The sequence below is a fragment of the Sediminibacterium sp. FW305-C-269 genome, assembly GCF_058231045.1.
The window spans coordinates 41,014-67,459 of sequence record NZ_JBIQXQ010000002.1; the positions used below are offsets into that span (position 1 = coordinate 41,014).

Here is a 26,446-nt window from a genome sequence, read left to right on the forward strand (position 1 = left end):
TGCGTATGATAAAGTGGGTTATACGATCCCTGTTTTTGGTGCTGTTGGCTGCCTGCCGACCTTCTTCTGTTCAGCTGCCACCTATGTTCGAAATACTCGATAGCAGCAGAACGGGTTTGCTGTTCTCCAATAAACTGAAACCAACCCAGGAGTTCAATATGTTTAAATACATGTACTTCTACAATGGTGCAGGTGTGGGAGCCGGTGATTTTAATAACGACGGACTGATAGATCTGTTCATGAGCGCCAATCAGGGTAACAATACCCTATACCTGAACAAAGGCAACCTGAAATTTGAAGATATCACTACGAAAGCCAATATTCCCCAAGATGGTGCCTGGTCAACCGGTGTGTCGGTAGTGGATATTAATCATGATGGCTTATTGGATATATATGTTTGCCGGGTAGGGGAGTTTGAAACCCTGCATGGCCGCAATCAGTTGCTGATCAATCAGGGTATTGATAAAAACGGGATACCAACGTATCGGGATGAAGCCAAAAACTACGGACTGGATTTTTCCGGCTTCAGTACGCAGGCAGTATTCGTAGATTATGATATGGATGGTGATCTGGATTGTTTTCTTCTGAACCATTCTGTACACAGAAACGGGTCTTTTGCACCACGCAAAGATTTTTTGGGAACCTATCATCCGCTTTCCGGTGACCGTCTGTTTCGTAACGATGGTAACCGTTTTGTAGATGTTACCCAATCTTCTAAAATCAACAGTTCTTCCATCAGTTATGGCTTGGGGATAGTAGTATCGGACCTTAACCTGGATGGTTATCCGGACCTGTATATGGGCAACGATTTTCATGAAAACGATTATCTCTACATCAACCAGAAGAATGGCACATTCCGGGAAGAAGCCACGGAACACCTGATGCATACCAGCCAATACTCCATGGGTGTTGATGCGGCAGATGTCAATAATGATGGTTTCCCAGAGATCGTATCCATGGACATGCTTCCCTCTGATCCGTATATCCTGAAACGTTCGCTCGGAGAAGATGAGTATGATATTTTTCTCTATAAAATTGGCGCAGGATACCAGCACCAGTATACCCGGAACAATCTTCAGTTTAACCGGCGTAACGGCATGTTCAGTGAACTGGGTCTTTATGCCGGTATATATGCCACTGATTGGAGCTGGGCATCCTTATGGATGGATTTCGACAATGATGGATTAAAGGATCTCTTCATCTCCAATGGCATACCCAAGCGGATGAATGATATGGATTATGTGAATTTTGTATCCAACGACGAAATACAGAACAAGATATCATCCAATAAAATGGGGGAGAAAGATATGGCGCTGGTGAATAAGTTCCCCGAGATCAAGATCCCCAACAAATTATATCGCAATACAGGTAATCTGTCTTTCAACGATATTGCTTCGCAGATCAGCAACGATAAACCTACATTCTCCAACGGCGCCATTTATGCCGATCTGGATAATGACGGAGATCTTGATATTGTAGTCAATAATATTGATGAAGCAGCTATGGTATATCGCAATACCAGCAACGATAAACAAGAAAAACCATTTACGGAGATCTGGCTCAAAGGGCCGGAAAAAAACACGCAGGCTATCGGCGCCAAACTGGTACTGTTTGCCAACAAGGGGATTCGTACCTACGAAAAAAATCCGGTTCGCGGCTTTCAGTCGAGTATGGAAATACCGATACATGTTGGGCTTGATAAAACCAATGTGGATTCAGCTTTCCTGATCTGGCCCGATAATACTTTTGAGCCGGTTCGGTTGACCTCCCAACAGCATACACAAACATTTGCTTACCGGAAAGGTCTTCCTGTATTTGATTATCAAAAGATCACCAGACACTGGCCCGAGCCTACCAGGCCCATGCAGGATATTACTGCGGCAACAGCATTGAATTTTATACATGAGGAAAATGTATTCGGAGAGTTTGACCGGGAACCCCTGATACCGCATATGATTTCAACAGAGGGGCCTGCATTGGCGGTGGCTGATATTAACCGGGATGGACTGGAAGATGTTTTCATAGGATCTGCCCGCGATAAACACAGTGCTGTTTTTAGTCAAACAGCTTCGGGCAGGTTTGTAAAAACCATACAACCCGCCATTGAAGCAGATAGCTCATTTGAAGATGTAGGTGCCATATGGACAGATGTAAACAAAGACGGTAACCCTGATCTGGTAGTGGCTTCGGGTGGTAATGAGTTTTTTGGTCCAGATCCTAAAATGCAGCCACGTGTGTATCTGAATAATGCTAAAGGGCAACTGGTGAAAATGGAGCATGCATTTGATAATGTATTCGTAAATGCATCTTCCGTTGCAGCCAGCGATTTTAACGGAGATGGAGCAGAAGACCTGTTTATTGCCGGCAGAACAGTTCCTGCCGAGTATGGGAAAATTCCCCGTTCGTATTTATTGCAAAACGATGGTAAGGGGCATTTTACAGATGTTACTGCTACATTGGCCAAAGGGTTGGCTGAGATTGGTATGGTTACACAGGCCCAGTGGTTTGATATAGACAAAGATGGAGATAAAGACCTCCTGATCTGTACGGAATGGGATGGTATTTTTGTTTACCTGAATAACAAAGGATCTTTTGCCAGAAAAGTACTGACTGATAAAAAAGGATGGTGGAATTTTGTACAACCCGTTGACATCGATAATGATGGCGATATTGATTTTATAGCAGGTAACCTGGGCCTGAACAGCCGATTAAAAGCCAGTGAACAGGAACCGGTGAAGTTGTATTACAATGACTTTGATGATAATGGCAGGAAGGAGCAGGTACTTACTTATTTTCTGAACAAACGCGAACTTGTTTTTGCCAACAAGGATGAACTGCAAAGACAGATCCCGGCATTGAAAAAGAAATTTTTATATGCAGAGGATTTTGCCAAAGCAGACCTTGAAGCTATTTTTCCGAAAGAGAAGCTGCAAACATCCCAATTACTGACAGCAACTTATTTTTCCAACGCCATTATCCTGAACGAGGGAAATGGTAAGTTTCGTGTTCAGGCCTTACCCTGGCAGGCACAACTGAGTCCTTATCGTGATGCGGTGGTGGTAGATGCCAACCACGATTCACTTCCTGACATCCTGATGGTGGGTAATTATTATAAAAGCAATATCCAGATGGGGAGATACGATGCAGACTTTGGGACCATACTCCTGAATAAAGGCAAAGGAAATTTCTCGGCAGAAAATATCAATGGACTGCAGGTAAAAGGAGAAGTTCGGCATATCCAAAAGATCCGCATTAACGGTAAAGAAGCTTTTGTGCTGGCAAGAAATAATGATGCCGCTATCGTGATCGCTTTTGCGGATGCAAAGTAAGGGGGTAGGCGTGAATGGTCAATCTGGTGTAACAGCCTTACAAACCCACTTATTACTAATTACTCACGCCTGCTTCTAATAGACCGGCATACATAGTTTGGTAACCCACTTGCTGCTGTCTGGTTGTAACATCCTGTCGGTAACCAGCATGGTGAAATTCATGGCCATGGAGGTTTTGCGGTAGTCCTGAAAATACTGCTGCATATTCCTGGAAGCTTCATGAACCTGGTTCTCGCCACCCAATACTTCTGTGATCATAAAACTTCCTTTTACCATGTACTTCATTGAAAAAACACCGGTTTCTTTCAATGATCTGTCGGTAGGTACGGCAGTCATTAACTGGTAACGGTCTTTGTCCATGCGGGTAATATTGTAAATAGGGCTCCCTGTTGCCTGTGTGCCGTTTTGTGCGATGTAGTTTTTTATCTTATCCACCAGCTGGTAAATGTCTTTGATGGATGGGTATGTAGTGAAAAGTTGTTTGGTGCTGACATACAGGGTGTCTTTCAGACGGCTCTTCTCAATACTGATACCGTACACATTTTCCGTTTTGGATAGAAATGATTTCAGGTTATCCATTATCCCGTCCATATTCTGTTTCAGTTTCTTTGCTTCAAAATAATGCATCAAACGGGCTGCCGGATTGGCGCCTGTGGGCAATTCGGTTTTCCATTCAATACCCGTAGAATCAACCGACAGCGGAATGAGCAGTAATTTAGAGGATAATTTCCGGCCATCTTTTTCGATAGCAATATCAATGGACTTGTAGAATTTGCCTGTTTGTCTGTACGAATAATCCTGGTTTCGGTAGGCAGTACCTTTGGGACTGGCGGTATTGAATTCACCGTAGTTCCACCAGCGGCTCCATTGGTGTTCATCAATGATATATCTTTCGGCAGCAACATCTGGCGTTTTTACCACTTCTGCACTGGAAACAGGAATGCTGGCAGGAATCAAGAGGTAAATACTTGCTATACAAAAAGCCAGGATGACTAGTAAAATGAGGATCAGTTTTCTCATGGTGCTACATCGGTTAAAAAGCATTGCAAAATAAGGCATATTGGGCCAGAAACCGGATATTTCAGAGCGTAGATGTTTCTAAGAATTTCCTAAAATTCTGAGGCTGGTCAGGGGTAGATTCTCATTTTGAATGCGTGTATAAAAGGGCTAATTTGCTGTACTTTTCAACTCAGTTTTATTGAAGCAGTTTGCCTATGTTCAAGCGTTCTCTTATAGTGTCCGGATGTTTGTGGACCTTTTTTTTGGGGTTGTCTGCCTGTTCGTCTTCAGGCAGAAATAATGGGGCAGACAGTTTGTTTGAGCTGCTTCCCGCATCTCGAACCGGTATCCGTTTTGCTAATCTTGTGACCGATACCAAAGAAATGAATATTCTGAACTACCATAATTTTTATAATGGTGGCGGGGTAGCTGTGGGAGATATTAATAATGATGGCAGACCCGATATTTTTTTTACAGCTAATCAGGGTGAAAATAAACTGTACCTAAATAAAGGTAACCTTGTATTTGAAGATATTACCATGCAGGCAAAGATTAGCAGTAAACGGCAATGGCATACGGGCGTGACCATGGTGGATATTAATGCAGATGGCTGGCTCGATATCTATGTCTGCAATGCGGGTATAGCAAAAGGCGATGACCGCGCCAATGAACTATATATTAACCAGAAGAATGGAACCTTTACGGAAGAAGCCGGTGTGTATGGATTAGATGATAAGGGATCTTCTACGCAGGCTATTTTTTTTGATTACGACCATGATGGTGACTTGGACTGTTTTGTGTTGAATAACAGTCCTAAATCGATCGACAATTTTGGATACAAAAGCGATATCCGTTATATCCGTGATGCGGTGGATGGGGATCGCCTGTACCGGAATGACAGTGGAAAATTTACGGATGTAAGCGTACAGGCAGGAATATACGGGTCAGAAATAGCTTTCGGTTTGGGGGTTACGGTAGGAGATCTGAATAACGATGGCTGGGAAGATCTGTATGTGGCCAATGATTTTTTTGAACACGATTATCTCTACATAAACCAGGGCAATGGTACTTTCAGGGAAAAGAGTACAGAAGCAATGGGCCATATGAGTAATGGCGCCATGGGAACTGATATGGCGGATATTAATAACGATGGATACCTTGACCTGTTTACCGCGGAAATGTTACCCGAAAATGATTACCGCTTGAAAACAACGATCAAATTCGATGGCTACGATGTACAAAATGCAAGAAACAAATTAGACCTTCACCACCAGTTTACGGCAAATACCCTGCAACTGAATAACCAGGATGGTACCTTCAGCGAAATAGCGCAACTCGCCGGTGTAGACGCTACCGGATGGAGCTGGGGAACCCTGAGTTTTGATTTTGACAATGACGGATGGAAAGATATTTTTGTCTGTAACGGCATCCGCCGCGATCTGACCAACCAGGATTTTCTGGCTTATTTCAATAGCCAGGAAAATCTTAACCGCATTCGCCAGGGAGGTTTCGATTTTCTGGACCTCTTGAATAAAATGCCTTCTGTCCCTATCCCCAATTTCGCGTTTACCAACCAGAAGAATCTGTTGTTCAAAAATGAATCAGTGCAACTGGGTTTTGGGAAACCCACTTTCAGCAGCGGCGCCGCTTATGCAGATCTGGATGGGGATGGTGACCTGGACCTCATCATCAACAATGAAAATGCAGAAGCTTCTGTTTACAGGAACCATACAAGCGAAAAGAAAAAACATCATTACCTGAAAGTGAAACTGAACGGAACGGCCCCCAATACCCTTGGTTACGGGGCCCGTGTTTCCCTTTTTTCCGGTATGCAGGAACAGGTGCTGGAACAAATGCCCACAAGGGGGTTTCAGAGTAGTGTGGATCCCGTTTTATTATTCGGTCTTGGTAATAACGCAAAAATAGACAGCCTGGTAGTCCGGTGGCCCGACCAGAAAAGACAGGTTATCAAAATGCCTGTGGCTGATACGTTGCTGGTATTGGATCAGAAGAATGCGGTGATGGTAAAGCCCGGTGCTGCTGCAGGCGTTCAGGTGATGTATGAAGAAGTTGCAGCTACAGATATTGCAGGCAACACGCTGCATAAAGAAAATGACTTTGTAGATTTTGATGTGGAACGGCTGATACCCAAACTGCTTTCTACTGAAGGTCCGGCAATCGCTGTGGGCGATGTGAATGGGGATGGACTGGAAGATTTTTTTGTAGGTTCGGCGGCGGGTGATGCAGACAAGCTGTTTATACAACGCAGGGATGGAAAGTTCGAGAACAGGATACAGCAAATATTCGGTGTAGACCTGTTTTACGAAACTACTGCGGCGGCTTTTATAGATGCAGAAGGCGACGGAGACCTTGACCTGGTGGCGGCTTCCGGCGGTAATGAAGCAAAACCAGGCTCACCCTATCTTTACAGCCGTTTATATATCAATAATGGGAAAGGGGAATTTTCATCCTCCACCAAAGCATGGCCGGCAGTATCCGTGAACGCTTCTTCTGTGGCCGTAGGCGATTATGACGGTGATGGTAGACCGGATATATTTATAGGTGCAAGGAATGTACCTGGAAGTTATGGCATTTCTCCGGCAAGCGTGTTGCTCCACAATACAGGTAATGGAACCTTTGTTAACGTAACGGCAACGGTTGCGCCGGAACTGCAAAAAGGCGGTATGGTTACAGATGCTGCCTGGGCAGATCTGAACGGTGATAACAAAAAGGAACTGGTGCTGGTTGGAGACTGGATGCCGGTGACCATTTATGCATACCGTGACCAAAAGCTGCAGAAAATACAGGAGATACCGCAATCATCCGGTTGGTGGAACAGGCTTGCCGTGGCAGATATCGACGGTAATGGAACTCTTGACCTGGTGGCAGGCAACTTTGGCTTGAACTCCAATATCAAAGCCGATGCAAAACATCCCGCCAGGTTAGTGGTAGATGATTTTGATAAGAACGGGCAAACAGAATGTATTCCCGTATACTATAAAACAGACGGGAAAGCCTATCCGTATTACCTGAAAGATGAACTGGAATCGCAATTACCGGTTCTTAAAAAGAAATTCCTTCAATATGAAACATACGCCGGTCAGCCGATCGAAAAGATACTGAGTAAAGAACAATACGAGCATGCTGCAGTATTAACGGTTGAGCAAACACAGACCTCCGTTTTCCTGAATAACGGCAAAGCTGATTTCAGAATGCAGGTACTGCCAATAATGGCCCAGCTCTCGCCGATATTCGGTATCGCCGTTACCGACCTGGATGGCGATGGCAAGAAAGACCTGTTTCTGGCAGGAAATTTTTATGGATTAAAACCACAGACCGGCCGACTGGATGCCAGTTATGGCACTACTTTGTTAAACGATGGCAGGAATGGCTTCCGATATGTGAAACCTAAGCACTCCGGTCTGTTCGTAAAAGGAGAAGCCAGAAGTGCCGCGGTGATAAGATCGGCCAACGGAGGTAATTACCTCCTGGTAGGTATGAATAATGATAAACTGCACCTGTTCCGTAAGAAAAAATAATCCTGTTTACTGTAAACGATATTATATGAAAATGCTAAGACCTATTTTGTTTGCTTCCATGCTGTTGGGAGTAGCCATGGCCCAACAGGCAGACCCCTGGAAGATCAAGTCCGGTAATATCAAACCTTCGGAATACTATGGCATCACGGTAGCCAACGGGATGATCGGTATCGTTTCTTCACCTGAACCATTTAAAGTGAAGGATGTGGTGCTGGCCGGCGCCTATGATCTGTATGGCCGTGGCAGGGTAAGCAATTTCCTCCGCAGTTTTAACCTGCTGAATATGCAGCTGGATATTGATGGCCGGCGGATCGGTGCGGCGGATGTCAGTGGTATGCAACAGCAGCTGGATATGCGGCATGCCAGTTTCACCACTTCCTTCGATTACAGCGATAAGGCAACGGTTTCCTATACATATTATTCTTTGCGCCAGCTTCCCTTTACAGTGCTGATGGATGTAAGTATCACCGCAAAAAAAGACATCACCATCGGCGGCGCCAGTGTAATGGAAGCCCCCGACGCATTGAAAGAGGTACAGAATTATTATAACGAGATCGATCGTCCGCATGTGGTGATCAGCCTGCTCACATCATCGGCCAAAAGCCCTACGGGGAAATTGCTGATGAGCGCATCCAATACGTTCCTGTTCAGCGAACCGCATGGCCAGGAGCCCCGGGTGATCCATGAGATGTGGGACAACAATATGCACCTCATGAAATTCAGCCGTAAGATCAAAGCGGGGGAAACCTATCGGTTCTCTGTTGCCGGATCATCCATTACTTCGGCGCATCACGACGACCCATTGAATGAGGCCGAGCGTATGACCATTTTTGCCAAACTGGAAGGCAGGGAGCGGCTGATCGATTTTCATAACAAAGCCTGGGATAAATTATGGGAAAGCGATATCAAGATCGAAGGTGATGAACAGTCGCAGCAGGATGTGCACAGTATGTTGTACCACCTCTATTCCTTTGTTCGGGAAGGAACGGATATGAGCCCGTCGCCCATGGGACTGAGCGGATTGGGATACAATGGCCATGTGTTCTGGGATACGGAGCTGTGGATGTTTCCATCGATCCTGGTATTACATCCCGAAATGGCGAAAAGCCTGGTAGAGTACCGCTATAACCGTTTGGCGGCTGCCAAACGCAATGCATTCAACCATGGATATAAAGGAGCCATGTTCCCCTGGGAGAGCGCGGCTACAGGAGTGGAGGAAACACCGGTATGGGCATTGAGTGGTCCTTTTGAACACCATATCACAGCCTGTGTGGGTATTGCGGCCTGGAACTATTATTGTGTGACCCAGGATAAGGAATGGCTGAAAGAAAGGGGCTGGCCTATCCTGAAAGAGACTGCCGATTTCTGGGCCAGCAGGGTAGAGCGGAACGGGCCGGGTAAATACGAGATCAGGAATGTGGTAGCAGCAGATGAATGGGCGGAGAATGTAGATAACAATGCTTGGACCAATGCTTCGGCCAAAGCCGTTCTGCAACATGCTACGGCCGCTGCAAAATTATTGGGCATTGCTGCAGATCCCGACTGGATGAGTGTAGCGGCCAATATCCCCATATTGAAAATGAAGAACGGGGTAACACAGGAACATGCCAGCTATCAAGGCGAAGGCATCAAACAGGCGGATGTGAACCTGTTGTCGTACCCGTTGAAAGAGATCTCAGATCCCCAACAGATACGGAAAGACCTTGAGTACTATGAGACCCGTGTACCCAATGAAGGTACGCCGGCCATGACACAGGCCGTTTTTGCTTTATTGTATGCCAGGTTGGGTGATGGAGAGAAGGCCCTTCATTTTTTCAAAGACGGGTACCTGCCCAACCTGAATCCGCCGTTCCGGGTGATCGCAGAGACCAAGGGAGGCACCAACCCCTATTTTGCCACCGGTGCGGGAGGATTGATACAGAGCATGTTAATGGGTTTTGGCGGCCTTGAGATCACTCCGCAGGGAATTACCCAGGTAAAATCTGCCCTGCCCAAACAGTGGAAAAGCCTTACCATCACAGGGGTTGGCGTGGAAAAGAAAATATTTTCCGTTAAAAAATAATGTGTTATTTTCACACGGATTGAAACGAATTGCTTCCATACTGCTATTGGGGATGCTTCTCTTTAACTGGGGAGGTTACCGCCTGCTCACCAACTATTTCGAGGAGAGGGCAGAGCGGCATTTGCAGGCAGCATTGGACAGGGATCTGTATGATGAAGCAGACCTGCTACGCATCAAAGTACCGGCCAGCCTGCCTTACGGAAGCAGTTCCGAAAAATTTGAAAGGGTAGAAGGTAGCATAGAGATCAAAGGTGTTACCTATACCTATGTAAAGCGTCGTTTTTACCAGGATTCACTGGAATTGCTCTGTATTCCCAATATGGCGAAAACAGGGATCAAAAATGCACGCGACCAGTTCGCCAGTTTAGCCAACGATTTTGTAACCAACAATACTTCTTCCAAGAAGGCTCCGTCGCACAACCATCATTCGGCGAAATTCCAGATCCAGGATTTCACCAATGATCACGATTTCTTTTCCTGGCAGTTTAGGGATTCTGATCTGTCTGGAACCTGGAACACGGTGGTTTCTGCTGACATGAAGTCTGTGTACCTCAGCCGGCTGGACAAGCCGCCACAAGCCTGATGTTGGTTCATTAAGCATCTGTATCACCTTATTTTTGTTTCCTTTAATTTATAGCATATGAAAAGACTCGTTATGGGTCTTTGTGCAGTATTGTGTTTGTATGCCTGTCGTCAGAGCAATGAGTACAAAACCTATCTGCACAATCCGGAATTATTCAGTCAGACAGTTCATGAGTTGAACACCGTAGTAATGGGAAATAATTTTCCGCCAATGGTGGCAGCACGTAATTATGTATATGCAGCCGTGGCCGCTTACGAGATCATGGCATCAGCCCATCCCGATCAGTACCAATCGCTGGTAGGACAGTTAAAAGGTTTTGACATGGTATCCATTCCACCCGCAAATAAAGAGGTGGATACGGAACTGGCCGCTTTGCTGGCTTACATGAAAGTGGGAGAATCGGTTACGTTTCCGGAAGGGAGCCTGCAAACTTACAAGGACAGTATTTTACAGATAGCCCGTGACAAGGGTTTGCCTTCGAAGGTAGAGAAAGCCTCACAGGTGCTGGCCGACAGTGTATCTGCGTCCATCATCCGCTGGAGTAAAAAAGACAACTACCTGGAAACCAGGGGCGCTGAGAAATACACGGTGAAAGACATACCCGGAAGATGGGTACCAACACCGCCTATGTATGCTTCAGCTGCAGAGCCTCATTGGCAGGAGATACGCACGATGGTGCTCGACAGCGCCTCCATTTTTGCACCGCCCCCGCCACCGGATTTTAATATTACTGACAAGAACAGTAAATATTACAAAGAGGTGATGGCGATTAAAAATGCGGTCGACAGCCTGACGGATGAACAGAAACATATTGCTGAATTCTGGGATGACAATCCTTTTAAAATGAATGTTACTGGTCACGTGATGTACGGTAGTAAAAAATTCTCGCCATCCGGCCACTGGATGAGTGTGATAGGAATTGCCGCCAAGCAGGCCAAATCCGATTACCCGGAGACCGTGTATGCATTTGCCAAAACCAGTATTGCCTTGTTTGATGCTTTCATACAATGCTGGTATGTTAAATATGAATACAATACGGTAAGGCCCGAAACGGTGATCAACAAGTACCTTGATCCTAACTGGCGCCCTTACCTGCAAACCCCCGCGTTCCCTGAATATACCTGCGGGCACTCAACCATTTCTTCTGCTGCCGCCGAAGCACTGACCAGTGTGTATGGCGACAATTTTGCCTATACAGACTCTACGGAACTGGAATTCGGTATCAAGAACCGGTCCTTTAAATCCTTCCGTGATGCTGCCCTCGAGAATAACTGGGCGCGCTTTTATGGTGGTTTGCATTTTCACAACTCCTGTATCATCAGTACCGATATAGGAGCCAGGGTTGGCCAGCTGGTGGCCGATCGCTTGAAGATGAAAAAGAAATAGATTCTTTTTCACAACCATTACTCATCGCTTAAAAAGACTGTATGAAATCATATTTCATTGTAATTACCCTATTGCTTGCACTTTCGTCGCGGGCAGAGGCCCAGGGCTGTGTTGCCATTAAAAGTGTGGGAGGTTTGTGCACTTCGATGGAACATGGTACCGATTCTTCGGATAAAAAATGGATCCTCAATATCAATAACCGTTATTTCAATTCCTACAAACATTTTGTAGGGGACGTTGAACAGAAGCAAAGGGTGGATGCCGGCACGCAGGTGATCAACCACGCGTATACCATGGATGTTGCGGTAACCCGCATCCTGAACAGTCGCTGGTCTGTTTCTGCTGACCTCCCCATCATCTCCAATACCCGCTCTTCCTTATATGAACATGGCGGAAAAGAAAGGCATACCACTTCTTCCTTTGGACTCGGCGATATCAGGGTTTGGGCATCGTATTGGTTACTGGATCCTGCCAAACACAGCAGGGGTAATGTTCAGGTAGGCTTAGGCCTGAAACTCGCCACGGGCGATTACAGGTACACAGGCCGTTTTTATACAGCCACACCGGGAACAACCCTGACCGGGCCGGTAGACCAGTCTATCCAGCTGGGAGATGGTGGTACCGGCATTACTACAGAGCTGAACGCCTACTATAACCTCACACACAATATCAGCCTGTACACTAATTTCTATTATCTCATCAATCCCAGGGAGCAGAACGGAACTTCAACCGCACGCGGCGGAACACCTTCGGCTACCGCACTGGCCAATGGTAGTGATGTCATGAGCGTACCCGATCAGCTGATGTTACGCGGAGGCGTGAACGTGATGGTAAAACGCTTCACTTTTTCTGCGGGACTGCGGAACGAGTGTCTGCCCGTACACGACCTGATTGGCGGTAGCCTGGGTTTCAGAAGGCCCGGTTATATCATTTCCGCTGAGCCGGGGGTTACCTATGCGTTCAAAAAGATCAATGTATATGCTTTTGTGCCTATCGCTATCACGCGCAACCGTACACAAAGCATGGCCGATAAGATCACAACGGACCTCACGGGTAAGTACACCAAAGGCGATGCTGCTTTTGCAGATTATGCAGTGAACATCGGTTTCTCACTGCGGTTCTAAGTAAGGATATCTTTTTTACAGCGTATACTGCCCGATCAGTCGGGTATACTATGCTGTGCACCTAAAAAAATTCTGTTATGATACGATCAATAACAGGCCGTTACAAAAAATACAGCCTGCTTGTAATATTTGCTGTTAGTTCCTGTTTGTCACTTTCTGCCCAGACGGACATGGATGCGATCATGATGAGCAAGAATAATTTCTGCACAGGATTTATGTACAATCATTCAGCCTGGAGCAATTACTGGGAAGGAACCCTGAAACGTAATAACGATAATCTTGGTGCCGTGTCTGCCAATATGTATGCAGTTATGGGTAATTACGGGGTGTCTGATAAACTCAACCTGTTGTTCGGACTTCCGTATGTAACCACCAAAGCCTCAGCGGGAACATTGCATGGTATGAAGGGCATGCAGGACCTTTCCCTTTGGGCCAAATGGATGCCGGTAGAGACCAAACTGGGTAAGGGCCTTTTTTCTGTATATGGTCTTGGAGGTATCTCTTTTCCTGTTTCAAATTATACGCCTGATTTCCTGCCCATGTCTATCGGACTGCACAGTACCAACCTGTCGTTACGGGCCATGCTGGATTACCAGGTGAAGAATTTCTTCGTCACGGTTTCCGGTACCTATGTGTACAGAAGTAATATCACGATCGACCGTGATTCATATTATACTACCGAAAGTTACCTTACGAATGAAGTGTTCATGCCGAATATGGCAAACTACCAGCTGAGAACAGGTTGGCGTAGCGGCCGGATGATCGCTGAAGCGATACTGAACCAATCCAATACACAGGGAGGTTTTGATATTACCCGGAACAATATGCCTTTTCCCAGCAACCAGATGAATGCCACCACTGCGGGTATCAATGTCAAGTATAATATCCATGCAGTAGATGGTTTATCACTGATAGGAGGAGGAAGTATTACACTGGCCGGACGCAATGCAGGACAGGCAAGTAGTATCAATGGTGGCGTCTTTTATATCCTCGATTTTACTAAAAAAGCGAAGAAGACCAATACTCCCATTCACCAGAAAAAAGCCAACAAATGAAAAAAATAATCATACTGTATATCACCCTTATGATAGTATTGGTGATCATTGCTCAGCTATCATGTAACAAAACTACTTCAGGCCGGACCGGTAATGCAGGGCCTTTAACTCCTGCGCAAACAGATATTGATGCCGGTTTATGGAAACCTGTTCTGTTGACAGGTCCAACGGAGTTCCCGGTAGCTGCACCTGCATCGATAAATACACCGGGTTATGTGGCTGAATTGAATGAGATCAAGGCATTACAGAAAAACATCTCGGGAGAGCAGGAAAAAAAGATTGCCTATTGGGGTGCAGGAGGGGTATTACGCTGGAATGAACTGATGCGCGAACTGGTTGCCAAATACAACCTGCCACCCTATCAGAATGCGGATGGCAGTTATCCTGCACCAAGTGCTGCCAACCCCTTTGCATACCCGCTGTTCCCTTTTGCAAATCCACCGTATGCAGCAAGGGCTTATGCCTATATCAGCGCAGCACAATATGATGCGTTGGTGGCAGCCTGGCATTACAAGAAACTATATAATCGTGCAGCACCGTATAAAACAGACGCAGGTATTATTGCCAAATTACCCCAAACAGATCTGCCTTCCTATCCATCAGAAGCGGCTGTGTTGGCTGGCGTAACTGCAGAGATGATGAAATTATTATTTCCCGGTGAGATTGCATTTGTACAACAAAAACTGGAAGAGCAGGAACTGGCGGCTATTACCGCAGGTTCAGCAACACGTAGTGATATTGAAGCAGGGGAGGCGTTGGGTAGAGCAGTTGCCCAGAAATTTACGGCACGTGCCAGAACAGATAAAGCAGGCGCGGCCATAGGTACACAGGCTGATTGGACAGCGCTGGAAACCACAACCACCGCTCGTGGAGAAACACCCTGGATCAGCCTGGATGTGCCAAAAAGACCACCTATGTTACCATTATTTGGGCGAGTGACGCCTTTCCTGTTTGATGCAAATACAACTATTGCATTACGCCCGGGCCCGCCGCCGGCAACCATAGGCGACCAGATGAGAAAAGAAACGGCTGAGATCAAAGATTTTATTGATCATCCAACACGTGAACGTATCCGTATAGTACATTTTTGGGCGGATGGGGTAGCTACGCATACGCCACCCGGGCATTGGGATGCTATTGCTGCGGAAGATTTTATCACTAAAAACTATAGTGAAGTAAGATGGGCAAGAAATATGGCATTGCTGAATATGACCTTAATGGATGCAGCCATTGTTTGCTGGGATACCAAGTATTATTATTTTAATGCACGACCCACCCAACTGAACGGAGCTATTAAAACGTTGACAGGTATCCCTAATTTTCCTTCATACATTTCCGGGCATTCTACCTTCAGTGGGGCAGCAGCAACCATATTGGGACATCTTGTGCCAGAAAAAGCGAATGCCTACGAGGCCATGGCGTTAGAAGCATCCTTATCGCGCATGTATGGGGGCATCCATTACCGGAGCGATTGTGAAGTTGGGATCACTACAGGTCAGAAAGTAGGCGCTTATGCTATTGCAAGAGCCAAAACAGATGGCGCAGAATAACACAAATCATATTGTTAAAGGAAACAATAAATGGCAGTTTATTGTTAGGAACGCCCCTGGTGTCTACCGGGGGCCTTTAAAAAAAAAGTAATGAGAACGATATTTTTACTGATGGCATTCTTGTTAAATGCCAGCGGCCTGACTGCACAAAACAAAACAATAGCTGATTCGATACGGGTTAAAGTGTTGGATAGTGTTGTGGTAAATACCTTTATATCTTCTTCACAGAGAACATACCTGCCCGATGTACAGGGAACCTATCTTTATGCAGGTAAGAAAACGGAGCAATTAAACCTGTTGCATACAGATGCAGATATGGCTAATAAAATAGGCAGGCAGGTATTTGCCAAAGTACCGGGCGTGTTTGTATATGATATGGATGGCGCAGGCAACCAGGTAAATATTGCCGTACGTGGACTTGATCCCCACAGGGGATGGGAGTTCAATATCCGGAAAGACGGGGTGATTACCAATTCAGATATGTATGGATATCCTGCCAGCCATTTTAATATGCCGCTGGAGAGTATTGAAAGAATTGAGCTGGTGCGTGGTACGGGGTCCCTGCAGTACGGGGCACAATTTGGGGGTATGTTGAACTATATCAGCAAACGGGGAGATTCTTCACGGCCTATTGGAGTAGAAAGTATCAGCACGGTAGGATCCTACCAATTACTGAATCAATATCTGGCCATTGGCGGGCGTACAGGAAAATTCAGCTATTATGCGTATATGAACAGGAAATCGAGGCAGGGCTACCGGAAGAATGAACAAACCAATGCCGGATCTGAAGCAGTGATGATCACTTATGAACCCTGGCATAATCTTTCTGTGAGACTGGAGTGGGCAAGATCCGGTTATCTATACCGTATACCGGGGGCTTTGACAGACAAACAGTTTTCTGAAGACCCTACACAGGCTACCCGCGTAAGAAATTATTTTAATCCCAATATTCATGTGCCTTCTATAACGGTGGATTGGCGACTGACAGATCAAACCCAATTAAAATTGGGTGTTTCGGCTGTGTTGGGAGAACGTAATAGTGTAATGTTTGATAAGCCTACTAATGTAAATGACACGATCAATGCCAACACGCTGCAGTACAATCCACGCCAGGTAGATATTGATTATTTCAATAGTTACACCACAGAGTTGCGAATGCGACATGAATACCATACAGGTAAACAGACCAGTATAATTGTTGCTGGTATTCAATATATGAACAACGATCTGCACAGGGCACAGATGGGCCAGGGAACTACAGGCAGTGATTATGATCTTACGCGTGTAACATCCGGATGGGGAAGAGATCTGCACTTCAGAACAAAAAATATAGCCGTATTTGCAGAGAATAAATGGCAGGTGTCGGATAAACTGGCCGTTACATTCGGGACCAGGGTTGAAAGCGGTCAGACAGATCTGAGTGGTGCCATAAGTTATTATCCCGATAATAAGATACCGGTTAATATCAGCCATCATTTTCCTTTGTATGCCGCTGCTATAGCTTACAAATCCTCCGAGAACCTCCAGTTTTATGGTGGCTGGTCGCAGGCATACAGGCCCATGATCTTTAAAGACCTGGTGCCGGCATCTTTATATGATAAAGTAGATCCCAATATCCGGGATGCTTCGGGTTATAATGCAGAGATCGGCGTAAGGGGCAGCTGGCGTTTCCTGAAATGGGACGTAACAGCATTTCTGCTGCGAGATAAGAACCGGTTTGGTACTTTGGCTGAGACCGATAATACGGGAACATTATATCTTTATCGTACCAATATCGGTAACTCAACCAGTAAAGGAGCCGAGATCTTTATCCAGGGAAACTGGTTAACAGGGAACAGGATGAATATCACTGTGTTCACCTCTACTTCTTTTTTACAGGCTCGTTATACGGAAGCCACAGTTAAGTCGGGGAACAATAATGTAGACATATCCGGTAACAAAGTAGAAAGTGCGCCAGCGTTGACCAGCAGGAATGGTGCTACTCTGAACTATCGAAAACTCAGCATATCTGTATTGTACAGTTACACCTCGTCAACCTATGCCGATGCATTGAATACGGTACAGCCGCCTACAGCCACAGGCGCGGTAGGGTTGGTGCCTGCTTATGCAATCTGGGACCTTGCAACTGGCCTCCGGTTCTCTGCTTCGCTGGGACTGAAAATGACGATCAGTAACCTGGCTAATCTGCAGTATTTTACCAAACGGCCTATGTTTTATCCAGGGCCGGGTATCTGGCCGTCGGAAGGAAGAAATATCAGTACTACCCTGACGATACGTTTGTAAGAAATACGAGTGCTATTCTTCTAAGCAGTATCTTTCCATGATGATTGGAAGTGGCAATTCAGAAGTACAATTAAATGTTTTAGCGCTCGCCATGTGTTACTATAACCCTGAATAAGTTAGAGATCTGTTAATGATACAGCCAAGTACACTGAAGCTATTATCGGAAACGCTGGGATTGAGTATCTCAACAGTGTCGCGTGCGTTGAAAGACCACCCGGATATTGCTGAGAAGACCAAAGAACGCGTTCGGGCACTGGCTACTGCCATGGAATATGAACCTAACAGCCTGGCTGTTCAGTTGCGAACCAGGCATAACAATGTGCTGGGCATTCTGGTGCCTACGATCAACAATTTTTTTTATGACTCCTTTATCGCAGCTGTAGAAGAAGAGGCGCGGGCGCATGACTATTCGGTATTGATCATGCAGTCGAGGGATGACCTCACTCTCGAGAAAAATAACCTGAACCTGTTCCGAAAGAACAGGGTGGCAGGCCTCTTCGCTTCTATTTCAGTTGCCACCGAAAATATCACACCGTTTCAGAAATTCAACGAACTGCAGATCCCGCTGGTGTTCTTTGACCGGGTACCTGTGAAAGATGTATGCAATAAGGTATGTTTTGAAGATGAGGCCACCGCCAGGGTTGCTGCAGAGACCATTATTGGCAGGAAGAAGAAAAACGTACTTGCATTGTTCGGTCATCCGCATCTGAGTATCACTCGGAAAAGGCTGGATGCGTTCAAGGAAACCTTTGCCAGCCAGGCTCCGGATACAAGGATCACTTATGGATTTCCCGAACAATCGTTGCCTGCCCAGGAAGAAACACTGGCAGCCTTGAATAATGCGGATAGGCCCGACGCCATTTTTTGCATGGGCGACCTGATATTGATGGGGGTGATGTCCGCTATCCATGCCTCTAAGTTGCGGGTGCCGGAAGACATTGCGGTGATCAGCATCAGTAATGGCTTACTGCCAACCGTGTACGATCCTAAAATTACGCATGTGGAAACCAGCGGGTATAAGCTGGGCAAAAAAGCCTTTGAGCAGATGCTCAGCAGGTTACATGGAACGGAAACTGTTGAAGAGGTATTTGTGAGGTCTGTTCTGGTGGAGGGTGGATCTATATAGCAACAGGTGATTCCAGAGACCAGGATTGTTAATTTTTTAAACAAGCTTTTGAAAAGATTCCGGGCTTGGTATATCTTTCTCTTATGATTCAGTGTAACAGACCACCTTTATTTCTTAGTTTATTGGCCAGCTGCCTGCTCTTTGCCTGCAGTAAACAATCCTCCTCAGGAAATTCGCAACCCCCGGTTGTAACACCGCCCAGTTTCAGTATTGACAAGGTACAGCTCGATAATATGACCGCTTCCGGCACAACGATCAATTATGGCGTCCGTTCGGGGGTGGTGATCAGGCTACAGTTTACGGCGCCGGTTGACAGGACTACGGTTGCTGCTTCGGTTTCGGTCACTGAGAACACAGGAGCCGTGGTTGCTGCCAATATGAGTTATGAGCGGAGTGACAGTACCCTGGTAATAACACCGGCCGCTCCACTGAAAGGACTCACCCGTTATTTCATCAATGCAAACACCGGTTTGTTGTCGACCCAGAAAGCAAAACTTTCCGCAACACTGAATACTCCTCTGATCACGCAGATCGATTCTGCCGATAAGTTCCCCCGGATCAGTGACAACGAATTGCTGGATCTGGTGCAGAAACGGAGTTTCGCCTATTTCTGGGATTACGGACATCCCGTGAGCGGGCTGGCAAGGGAACGATCCAACGGTAACACAGAAACGGTTACAACAGGTGGCTCTGGTTTTGGTATCATGTCCATCCCCGTGGCGGTAAACAGGAGTTTTATTACCCGTGCACAGGGCCTTGCCAGGATGCAGACCATCGTGGCCTTCCTGAAAAATAAGGCACAGAAATTTCATGGAGTATTTCCGCACTGGCTCAATGGCACGGATGGTACCGTGATCCCATTCAGTCAGAAAGATGACGGGGCCGATCTTGTAGAAACCTCCTTTTTAATGGCTGGCCTGCTTACTGCCAGGCAATATTTTGATGGGGCCGATGCAGCTGAAACGGCACTCAGAGCAGACATCAACACACTGTGGAACGCAGTGGAGTGGAACTGGTTCAGGCAGGGCGGGCAGAACGTATTGTACTGGCACTGGAGCCCCAAATACAACTGGGAGATGAACCTGAAGATCCAGGGTTGGAACGAGGCATTGATCACTTATATACTGGCAGCTTCTGCCAATACGGATTCCATTCCGGCGGCCGTATATCATACTGGTTTTACACGTAGTGGCGCCATGATCAATGGAGCCAGCTACTGGAATTATCCCTTACCCCTGGGGCCTGCTACCGGCGGACCGCTGTTCCTGGCGCACTATTCGTTCCTGGGGATCAATCCTAACGGCTTGAGTGATGCCTATGCCAATTACCAGACGCAGGTAGTGAACCATACCAAAATCAACTACACTTATTGCGTTAGTAATCCCAAAACTTATTACGGTTACAGCAATGCCTGCTGGGGCCTGACAGCGAGCGATATTCCGAATGGGTATGCGGCCAGTCATCCCAATAATGATATTGGCGTGATCTCGCCTACGGCGGCCTTGTCTTCATTTCCCTATACGCCGGAGGAAAGTATGCGTGCCCTGAAATTCTTTTATTATACGCTGGGAGATAAACTGTTTCGCAACTATGGGTTTACAGATGCTTTCAGCCTGCAAAACCTATGGTATGCCGATTCCTTTCTGGCCATCGACCAGGGTCCGCAGATCATCATGATCGAGAATTACCGGAGCCAGCTGGTATGGAATTTACTGACAGGTTGCCCTGAGATCAAAAGGGGGATGAAACAGCTGGGTTTTACGGCACCTTATCTGTAATGCGCACCCCCCCTTGTTAATTCGGTTGGAAGCATATACATACCGGCGGAAGTTGTAAACCATGTATATGCAGTAGAGAATGTAATGCGACAGATGAACATGTCTTGCGAGCATGTACTCCTTAATTCTTATCCCCCTCCTCCTCTTGAGGAGTGTTTAGATCTGAGAAATAGACTTTTTTAAGAAAACAATCTGATAAAGAACTATGCCTAATGGTGTTAATTGCTTATCATAAGGACTAATTATGATAAGCAAGTAACACTATTAGGACTGAAGAGAGTATAGTTTGCTATTGTAATTTCCTGACCTGATGTAGTTAAATTACCTGATAAGTCAAATTGATGGCCTACTTTTTACAAAATCTTTATACTCCACATTGTAACTTTGATAAGTAAAGTATCCACTCCTTTGGAACTCACCGCTACAAGAAGATATAGTCAGTCAATGCAATACTTGATCAGTATTGGTATGGTATTACTGGTTTCGGCAGTCTGTTTTCTTTTTGCCGGCATCATTGGGTATAGGGTAGTAGCATTGGTTCTGTTGATGACGGTTTCGATAGTGGCCATGTTATTTGATATACTGCCAGTTGTAACAACTGCTCTGTTAAGTGCCTTGATTTGGAACATTTTTTTCATACCTCCTCTGTATACTTTTCATATTGCCACGGCAGAAGATATGTTGATGTTTATTCTATATTTTGTTATTGCAATGGTAAACACGGTTCTCACATTCAATATCCGTTCGGCTGAAAAAAAAGCAAGAGATAAAGAAGGTAGAGAAAAAACTATTTGTTTGTATAATACTTTACTCAATTCGTTGTCACATGAATTCCGAACACCTGTTTCCACTATTTTAGGTGCAGTAGATACTTTGCAGGAAAGCAGGTACAAATTAACTGAAGCGAATCGGCAGGAGCTGCTCGAGCAGATTGATACGGCAAGCCTGCGATTAAACCGGCAGGTAGAAAATCTCTTAAATATGAGCCGTTTGGAAAGCGGCATGTTGAAGTTGCAATTGGATTGGTGTGATCTGAATGAACTCATTTTTTCTGTTATTCAGAAATTACCCCCTACAGCACTCACGAATAGGATTCTATTTAAACCCCAGGAGCATCTGCCTTTGTTCAGAGTAGATGCGGGCTTGATGGAACATGTGTTACATAATATCATCTATAATGCCACACTATATACACCGGAAAACTCTATGATTAATATTGAAGCGAAACTGCTTGCAGAAGTTCTTGTGATAACGATTTCGGATAATGGGAAGGGCTTCCTAGAGGAAGATTTACCTTTTGTTTTTGATAAATTCTATCGGGTGCCACATACGCAAACAGGGGGAAGTGGACTTGGACTGTCTATCGCGAAGGGGTTTACCGAAGCGCATAATGGGACAGTTACGCTGGTGAACCAAAAAAATGGCGGAGCATTGTTTTCGATTACGTTGCCTGTGGAAGTATCTTTTATCAATAACCTTAAAAATGAGTAAGCCAGAAATTCTGATTATCGATGATGAGCCGCAGATACGGAAGCTATTGCAGATAGCACTTGAAAGCAATGGCTACCTTGTTAGAGAATCCGCAACAGGAAGGGAGGGGATTATTCAGGCAGCCAATCATCCACCAGATTTGATTTTGCTTGATATAGGGCTGCCCGATGCTAATGGGCAGGAAATATTGAAAGAGCTGCGAGGTTGGTTCAGTAAATCTATCATTATGTTAACGGTACAAAACAGTGAAAGTGATATTGTAACTGCCTTGGACAGTGGTGCATCGGATTACCTAACCAAACCTTTTCGTACGGGTGAGTTGCTGGCACGCATCCGTTCAGCTATGCGTAGAAATACTTCTGAGGAAGTGAGCCCTATTCTGGCTTGTGGCAATCTGCAGATAAATTTATTGGCCCGAACTGTTAAACGAAATAATGAGGTTGTTAAATTGACTGCTACTGAGTATAATCTGCTGGCATTGTTTGCCAGAAATGAAGGTAGGGTTTTAACCCATCAATATATTCTGAAAGACATCTGGGGACTGGGATATCAGACTGAAACACAATACTTGCGGGTTTTTGTGGCAAGTCTTCGTAAAAAAATTGAAGATGATGCTAACCATCCCCGCCATATTATTACTGAAAGTGGTGTAGGATACCGATTTGTGTAATATGCTCTTTATAAATCTTTTATATCTGGCCCTGTTTATTTACGTTTTGCTGATAATTTTCAATCCATTTTTGTCTGATCAAAAAAGTACAAATGGAATCTCAGCAACAAGGTATAAACGGGAAAGTTACCACAGCCACATTACTGGTGGCTTTGGGTATTATTTATGGCGATATTGGAACAAGTCCTTTGTATGTACTGAAAGCCATCATCGGCGATAGGCCCATTACGGAGAGCTTGGTTTACGGTGGGGTATCCTGTATTTTCTGGACCATTACCTTTCTCACCACTTTTAAATACATCTATTTGACATTAAAGGCGGATAATCATGGGGAAGGCGGTATCTTTTCGCTTTATGCTTCAATACGCAGATATGGAAAATATCTGGTAATACCTACTATATTAGGGGCTACTACTTTATTAGCGGATGGTATTATTACGCCTCCTATTTCAGTTGCTTCGGCTGTAGAAGGCCTCACTATTATCCACGGATGGGAGCATTTGCCTACAGTTCCGATAGTTATTGTCATTCTTTCCGCTTTATTTTTCTTTCAGCGCTTCGGGACCCAAAAAGTAGGATTCACTTTTGGACCTGCTATGTTGGTATGGTTTACTATGCTGGCTACTTTGGGCTTATTGCAGATACTGCATCATCCTGGTATTATTAAATCGCTGAACCCTGTGTATGCATATCGATTTCTGGTAAACTACCCACATGGTTTTTGGCTGCTGGGTGCTGTTTTCCTAGCCACTACCGGTGCAGAAGCTCTTTATTCTGATCTGGGACATTGTGGAAGGAAAAATATCCGGATTACCTGGATCGGGGTAAAAGCATGTTTGATGATTAATTATATGGGGCAGGCGGCCTGGCTCATGAGTCAGGGGGAGCATTTGTTCTTGATGGCACGTAATCCTTTTTTTGAGATTATGCCACAATGGTTTTTGCTAACCGGAATTATGATCGCTACAGTAGCGACCATCATTGCATCACAGGCAATGATTAGTGGAAGTTATACATTGATTAGTGAAGCTATGAATTTGAATTTCTGGCCAAGAGTAACAATAAAACAACCTACTAACTTAAAAGGGCAAATTTATATACCTTCTGTTAACACTATTCTCTGGGTAGGCTGTATTCTCATGATCTTATATTTCCGTAGTTCCACACACATGGAAGCGGCGTATGGCTTCAGTATTACTATTGCGATGATGATGACAACATTCCTGCTGGCACATTTTCTTTATTACAAGTTGAAATGGAACGGTTATCTGGTTTTTATGATTGTGCTTGTATTTTCTGTGGTTGAAATATCTTTTTTTATTGCTAATGCTGCTAAAATTAAAGAAAGATGGATGTTCCTTTTTTTCGAGCTATTCATTTTTATGACTATGTATGTGTGGTACTATGCAAGAAAAATTAATAATCGCCTTACTAAGTTCGTCGATCTTGGACGGTATATACCTCAAATTAAAGAATTGAGTGGAGACGAAAGTATTCCTCAATTTTCTACACACCTTGTTTATCTCACCAAAGCCAACACCAGGCATCAGATAGAGGAAAAGATTATTCGCTCCATTTTATCCAAAAGACCCAAACGCGCTGATGTTTATTGGTTTGTACATATTCATCGAACTGAAGAGCCATACACCCTTACTTATGATGTATCTGAACTGATTGATGACAGAATGATCAAAGTGACCATCAACGTAGGGTTTCGTGTACAATTACGCACAGAATTGTATTTCAAAATCATCGTGCAGGAATTAATAGTCAATAAAGAACTGAACCTTCATATCCGTCCCGACGGAAGTACACGCTATAATCCGGAACCAGATTACAGGTTTGTAGTACTTGAAAAATTTCTTTCAGTTGAAAACGAATTTGCCCTTAGGGAGGGTTTGTTGCTGAATGCCTATTTTTTCTTGAAGAACCTTGGATTGAGTGATGAGAAAGCTTTTGGACTTGATAAGAGTGACGTAGAAGTGGAGCAGGTTCCACTGGTATACCATGCAATTGGAAAAATTGAATTAAGACGTAACGAGCAATGCCCTACTATATAATAAATTTAGGCGACAATTTTAGAAAGTTATGGTATGGCATCTATTTTCATTCGACTAAAAGGAGATAGGCGTAATTTTGAGAAACGGAAGGCGTTGTTAACGATGTTTTTTAAATTCTGTCAGAGTGATGAAAGAGCAGGCGATACAAATATTTCCCAATCCCATCTGAGTAATATGCCGATAGCTATTCGTCGTAGATGGAAAGTTTTTAATCGGCATGCATGTTGATCAAAGAAATATTGTTGAGATATACTTTCATCAGGATAATATCATTATGAGATGTTTATGAAAACAGGCATTACCCCGATACGAAAAATAGGTATTTTAGTTTTTATAATGTTCATTTCGGAATTTATCTCCCTTGCTTCTTATGCACAGAAAGATACCGGTTGGAGGGTTCGGCCGGTTACTCAGCTAAGTGGATTTGCTGATATTTATTATGTATACGATTTTAACCACCCCCAAACAAAAAATCGACAGGCTTATTTCTATCATTTTAATCGGCACAATCAGGTCAACCTTAATCTTGGTTATCTGAAATTTTCGGTGCAACATCCCAAATACAGGGCTAACCTGGCTTTGCAGTTGGGTACATACGCTGTTGATAATTATTCATCAGAACCCGGCATACTAAAACATTTGTTTGAAGCTAATTCCGGTATCTCCCTTAACTCAAAAAATACCCTTTGGCTGGATGCAGGAGTTTTTGCTTCTCATATTGGATTTGAGTCGGCAGTTTCTATTGATAACTGGACTCTGACCCGTTCACTTCTGGCCGAAAATTCTCCGTATTATTTAACTGGGGTAAAGCTTACTTATAACGTCAATCCGAAATGGGAATTTGCTACCTTGGTTTGTAATGGCTGGCAGCATATCCGGAAGACTGTTGGAAATAGCATGCCTTCATTTGGTACGCAAGTAAAATTTACCCCTGATCAGAATACAGTTTTCAACTGGAGCAGCTTCATTGGATCTGATGACCCTGATAGCACCAGACGAGTACGTATTTTTAATAATCTTTATCTGCAATATCAATTTTCGCCTAAAGTAGGATTGATAGCTGGTTTTGATATAGGGTTACAACAAAAAGAAAAAAACAGTTCTTATTACAATTCCTGGTACAGCCCGGTACTGGTGGCTAGGTATGCCATAACAGATAAGTTGGCATCCTGTGTTCGTGCAGAATATTATCAGGATAAAAATGGAGTCATTATACCTGCTGTCACTGTAAATGGATTTTCTACTTTAGGGTTTTCATTGAACGTGGATTATTTTCCGCTTCCCACTATTGTTTACAGGATAGAAGGAAGGTGGTTGGCCAGTACAGAACCTGTCTTTCTTAAAAATGGGATACCTACTGCCAGTAACCTTTTTCTTGGAGCATCTGTTGCAGTCAAATTTCATTAATTTT

16 protein-coding genes are annotated in these 26,446 nt (G+C 44.7%); 15 read left to right on the forward strand and 1 reads right to left on the reverse strand.

Going from position 1 to position 26,446, the window contains the following annotated elements; all coding sequences use genetic code 11:
* Window positions 1-5: 5 nt before the first annotated feature.
* Window positions 6-3,329, forward strand: coding sequence for a VCBS repeat-containing protein (locus tag ACH3Y6_RS05605; protein ID WP_490834610.1), 3,324 nt, complete (start codon window positions 6-8; stop codon window positions 3,327-3,329).
* A 75-nt stretch (window positions 3,330-3,404) separates the two neighbouring features.
* On the opposite strand, the gene ACH3Y6_RS05610 is transcribed toward ACH3Y6_RS05605, so the two are convergent.
* A complete protein-coding gene (locus tag ACH3Y6_RS05610) occupies window positions 3,405-4,349 on the reverse strand; it encodes a hypothetical protein (protein WP_490834611.1) in 945 nt (314 codons plus the stop codon).
* 293 nt (window positions 4,350-4,642) lie between these two features.
* Here ACH3Y6_RS05610 and ACH3Y6_RS05615 point away from each other — a divergent pair, with 293 nt between their 5' ends.
* The 14 genes from ACH3Y6_RS05615 (at window position 4,643) to ACH3Y6_RS05680 (ending at window position 26,442) form a co-directional block, all read left to right on the forward strand.
* Window positions 4,643-7,867 (forward strand): VCBS repeat-containing protein, encoded by a 3,225-nt coding sequence (locus tag ACH3Y6_RS05615; protein WP_490834612.1) that lies wholly within the window; start codon window positions 4,643-4,645, stop codon window positions 7,865-7,867.
* Window positions 7,868-7,892: 25 nt separating this feature from the next.
* Entirely contained in the window at window positions 7,893-9,929 is a 2,037-nt protein-coding gene (locus ACH3Y6_RS05620) for a kojibiose hydrolase (RefSeq protein ID WP_490834613.1), read from the forward strand.
* 19 nt (window positions 9,930-9,948) lie between these two features.
* Window positions 9,949-10,512: a hypothetical protein gene (locus ACH3Y6_RS05625; RefSeq protein WP_490834614.1), complete on the forward strand. Its 564-nt coding sequence runs from the start codon at window positions 9,949-9,951 to the stop codon at window positions 10,510-10,512.
* Window positions 10,513-10,569: 57 nt separating this feature from the next.
* Window positions 10,570-11,898 carry a vanadium-dependent haloperoxidase gene (locus tag ACH3Y6_RS05630; protein WP_490834615.1) on the forward strand — a complete coding sequence of 443 codons (1,329 nt, stop codon included), beginning with the start codon at window positions 10,570-10,572 and terminating at the stop codon, window positions 11,896-11,898.
* Between the two features lie 41 nt (window positions 11,899-11,939).
* Complete coding sequence (locus ACH3Y6_RS05635; protein WP_490834616.1) at window positions 11,940-13,022, forward strand: hypothetical protein; 1,083 nt, start codon at window positions 11,940-11,942, stop codon at window positions 13,020-13,022.
* A 77-nt stretch (window positions 13,023-13,099) separates the two neighbouring features.
* A complete protein-coding gene (locus ACH3Y6_RS05640; RefSeq protein WP_490834617.1) occupies window positions 13,100-14,077 on the forward strand; it encodes a hypothetical protein in 978 nt (325 codons plus the stop codon).
* The gene (locus ACH3Y6_RS05645) at window positions 14,074-15,627 is read left to right on the forward strand and encodes a phosphatase PAP2 family protein (protein ID WP_490834618.1); all 1,554 of its coding nucleotides are present in this window, start codon (window positions 14,074-14,076) and stop codon (window positions 15,625-15,627) included. Before ACH3Y6_RS05640 ends, ACH3Y6_RS05645 begins: the two co-directional genes overlap by 4 nt.
* Before the next feature lie 90 nt (window positions 15,628-15,717).
* Entirely contained in the window at window positions 15,718-17,910 is a 2,193-nt protein-coding gene (locus ACH3Y6_RS05650; RefSeq protein WP_490834619.1) for a TonB-dependent receptor family protein, read from the forward strand.
* A gap of 175 nt (window positions 17,911-18,085) precedes the next feature.
* Window positions 18,086-19,036 carry a LacI family DNA-binding transcriptional regulator gene (locus tag ACH3Y6_RS05655; RefSeq protein ID WP_490834620.1) on the forward strand — a complete coding sequence of 317 codons (951 nt, stop codon included), beginning with the start codon at window positions 18,086-18,088 and terminating at the stop codon, window positions 19,034-19,036.
* Window positions 19,037-19,119: 83 nt separating this feature from the next.
* Window positions 19,120-20,814, forward strand: a complete 1,695-nt coding sequence (locus tag ACH3Y6_RS05660; protein WP_490834621.1) for a glucoamylase family protein — start codon at window positions 19,120-19,122, stop codon at window positions 20,812-20,814.
* A 444-nt stretch (window positions 20,815-21,258) separates the two neighbouring features.
* Complete coding sequence (locus ACH3Y6_RS05665; RefSeq protein WP_490834622.1) at window positions 21,259-22,305, forward strand: sensor histidine kinase; 1,047 nt, start codon at window positions 21,259-21,261, stop codon at window positions 22,303-22,305.
* The gene (locus ACH3Y6_RS05670) at window positions 22,298-22,975 is read left to right on the forward strand and encodes a response regulator (protein WP_490834623.1); all 678 of its coding nucleotides are present in this window, start codon (window positions 22,298-22,300) and stop codon (window positions 22,973-22,975) included. The genes ACH3Y6_RS05665 and ACH3Y6_RS05670 overlap by 8 nt, the downstream gene beginning before the upstream one ends.
* Before the next feature lie 92 nt (window positions 22,976-23,067).
* Window positions 23,068-25,035, forward strand: a complete 1,968-nt coding sequence (locus tag ACH3Y6_RS05675) for a KUP/HAK/KT family potassium transporter (protein WP_490834624.1) — start codon at window positions 23,068-23,070, stop codon at window positions 25,033-25,035.
* 285 nt (window positions 25,036-25,320) lie between these two features.
* Window positions 25,321-26,442 carry a porin gene (locus ACH3Y6_RS05680; protein ID WP_490834625.1) on the forward strand — a complete coding sequence of 374 codons (1,122 nt, stop codon included), beginning with the start codon at window positions 25,321-25,323 and terminating at the stop codon, window positions 26,440-26,442.
* The last annotated feature ends 4 nt before the right edge of the window (window positions 26,443-26,446 follow it).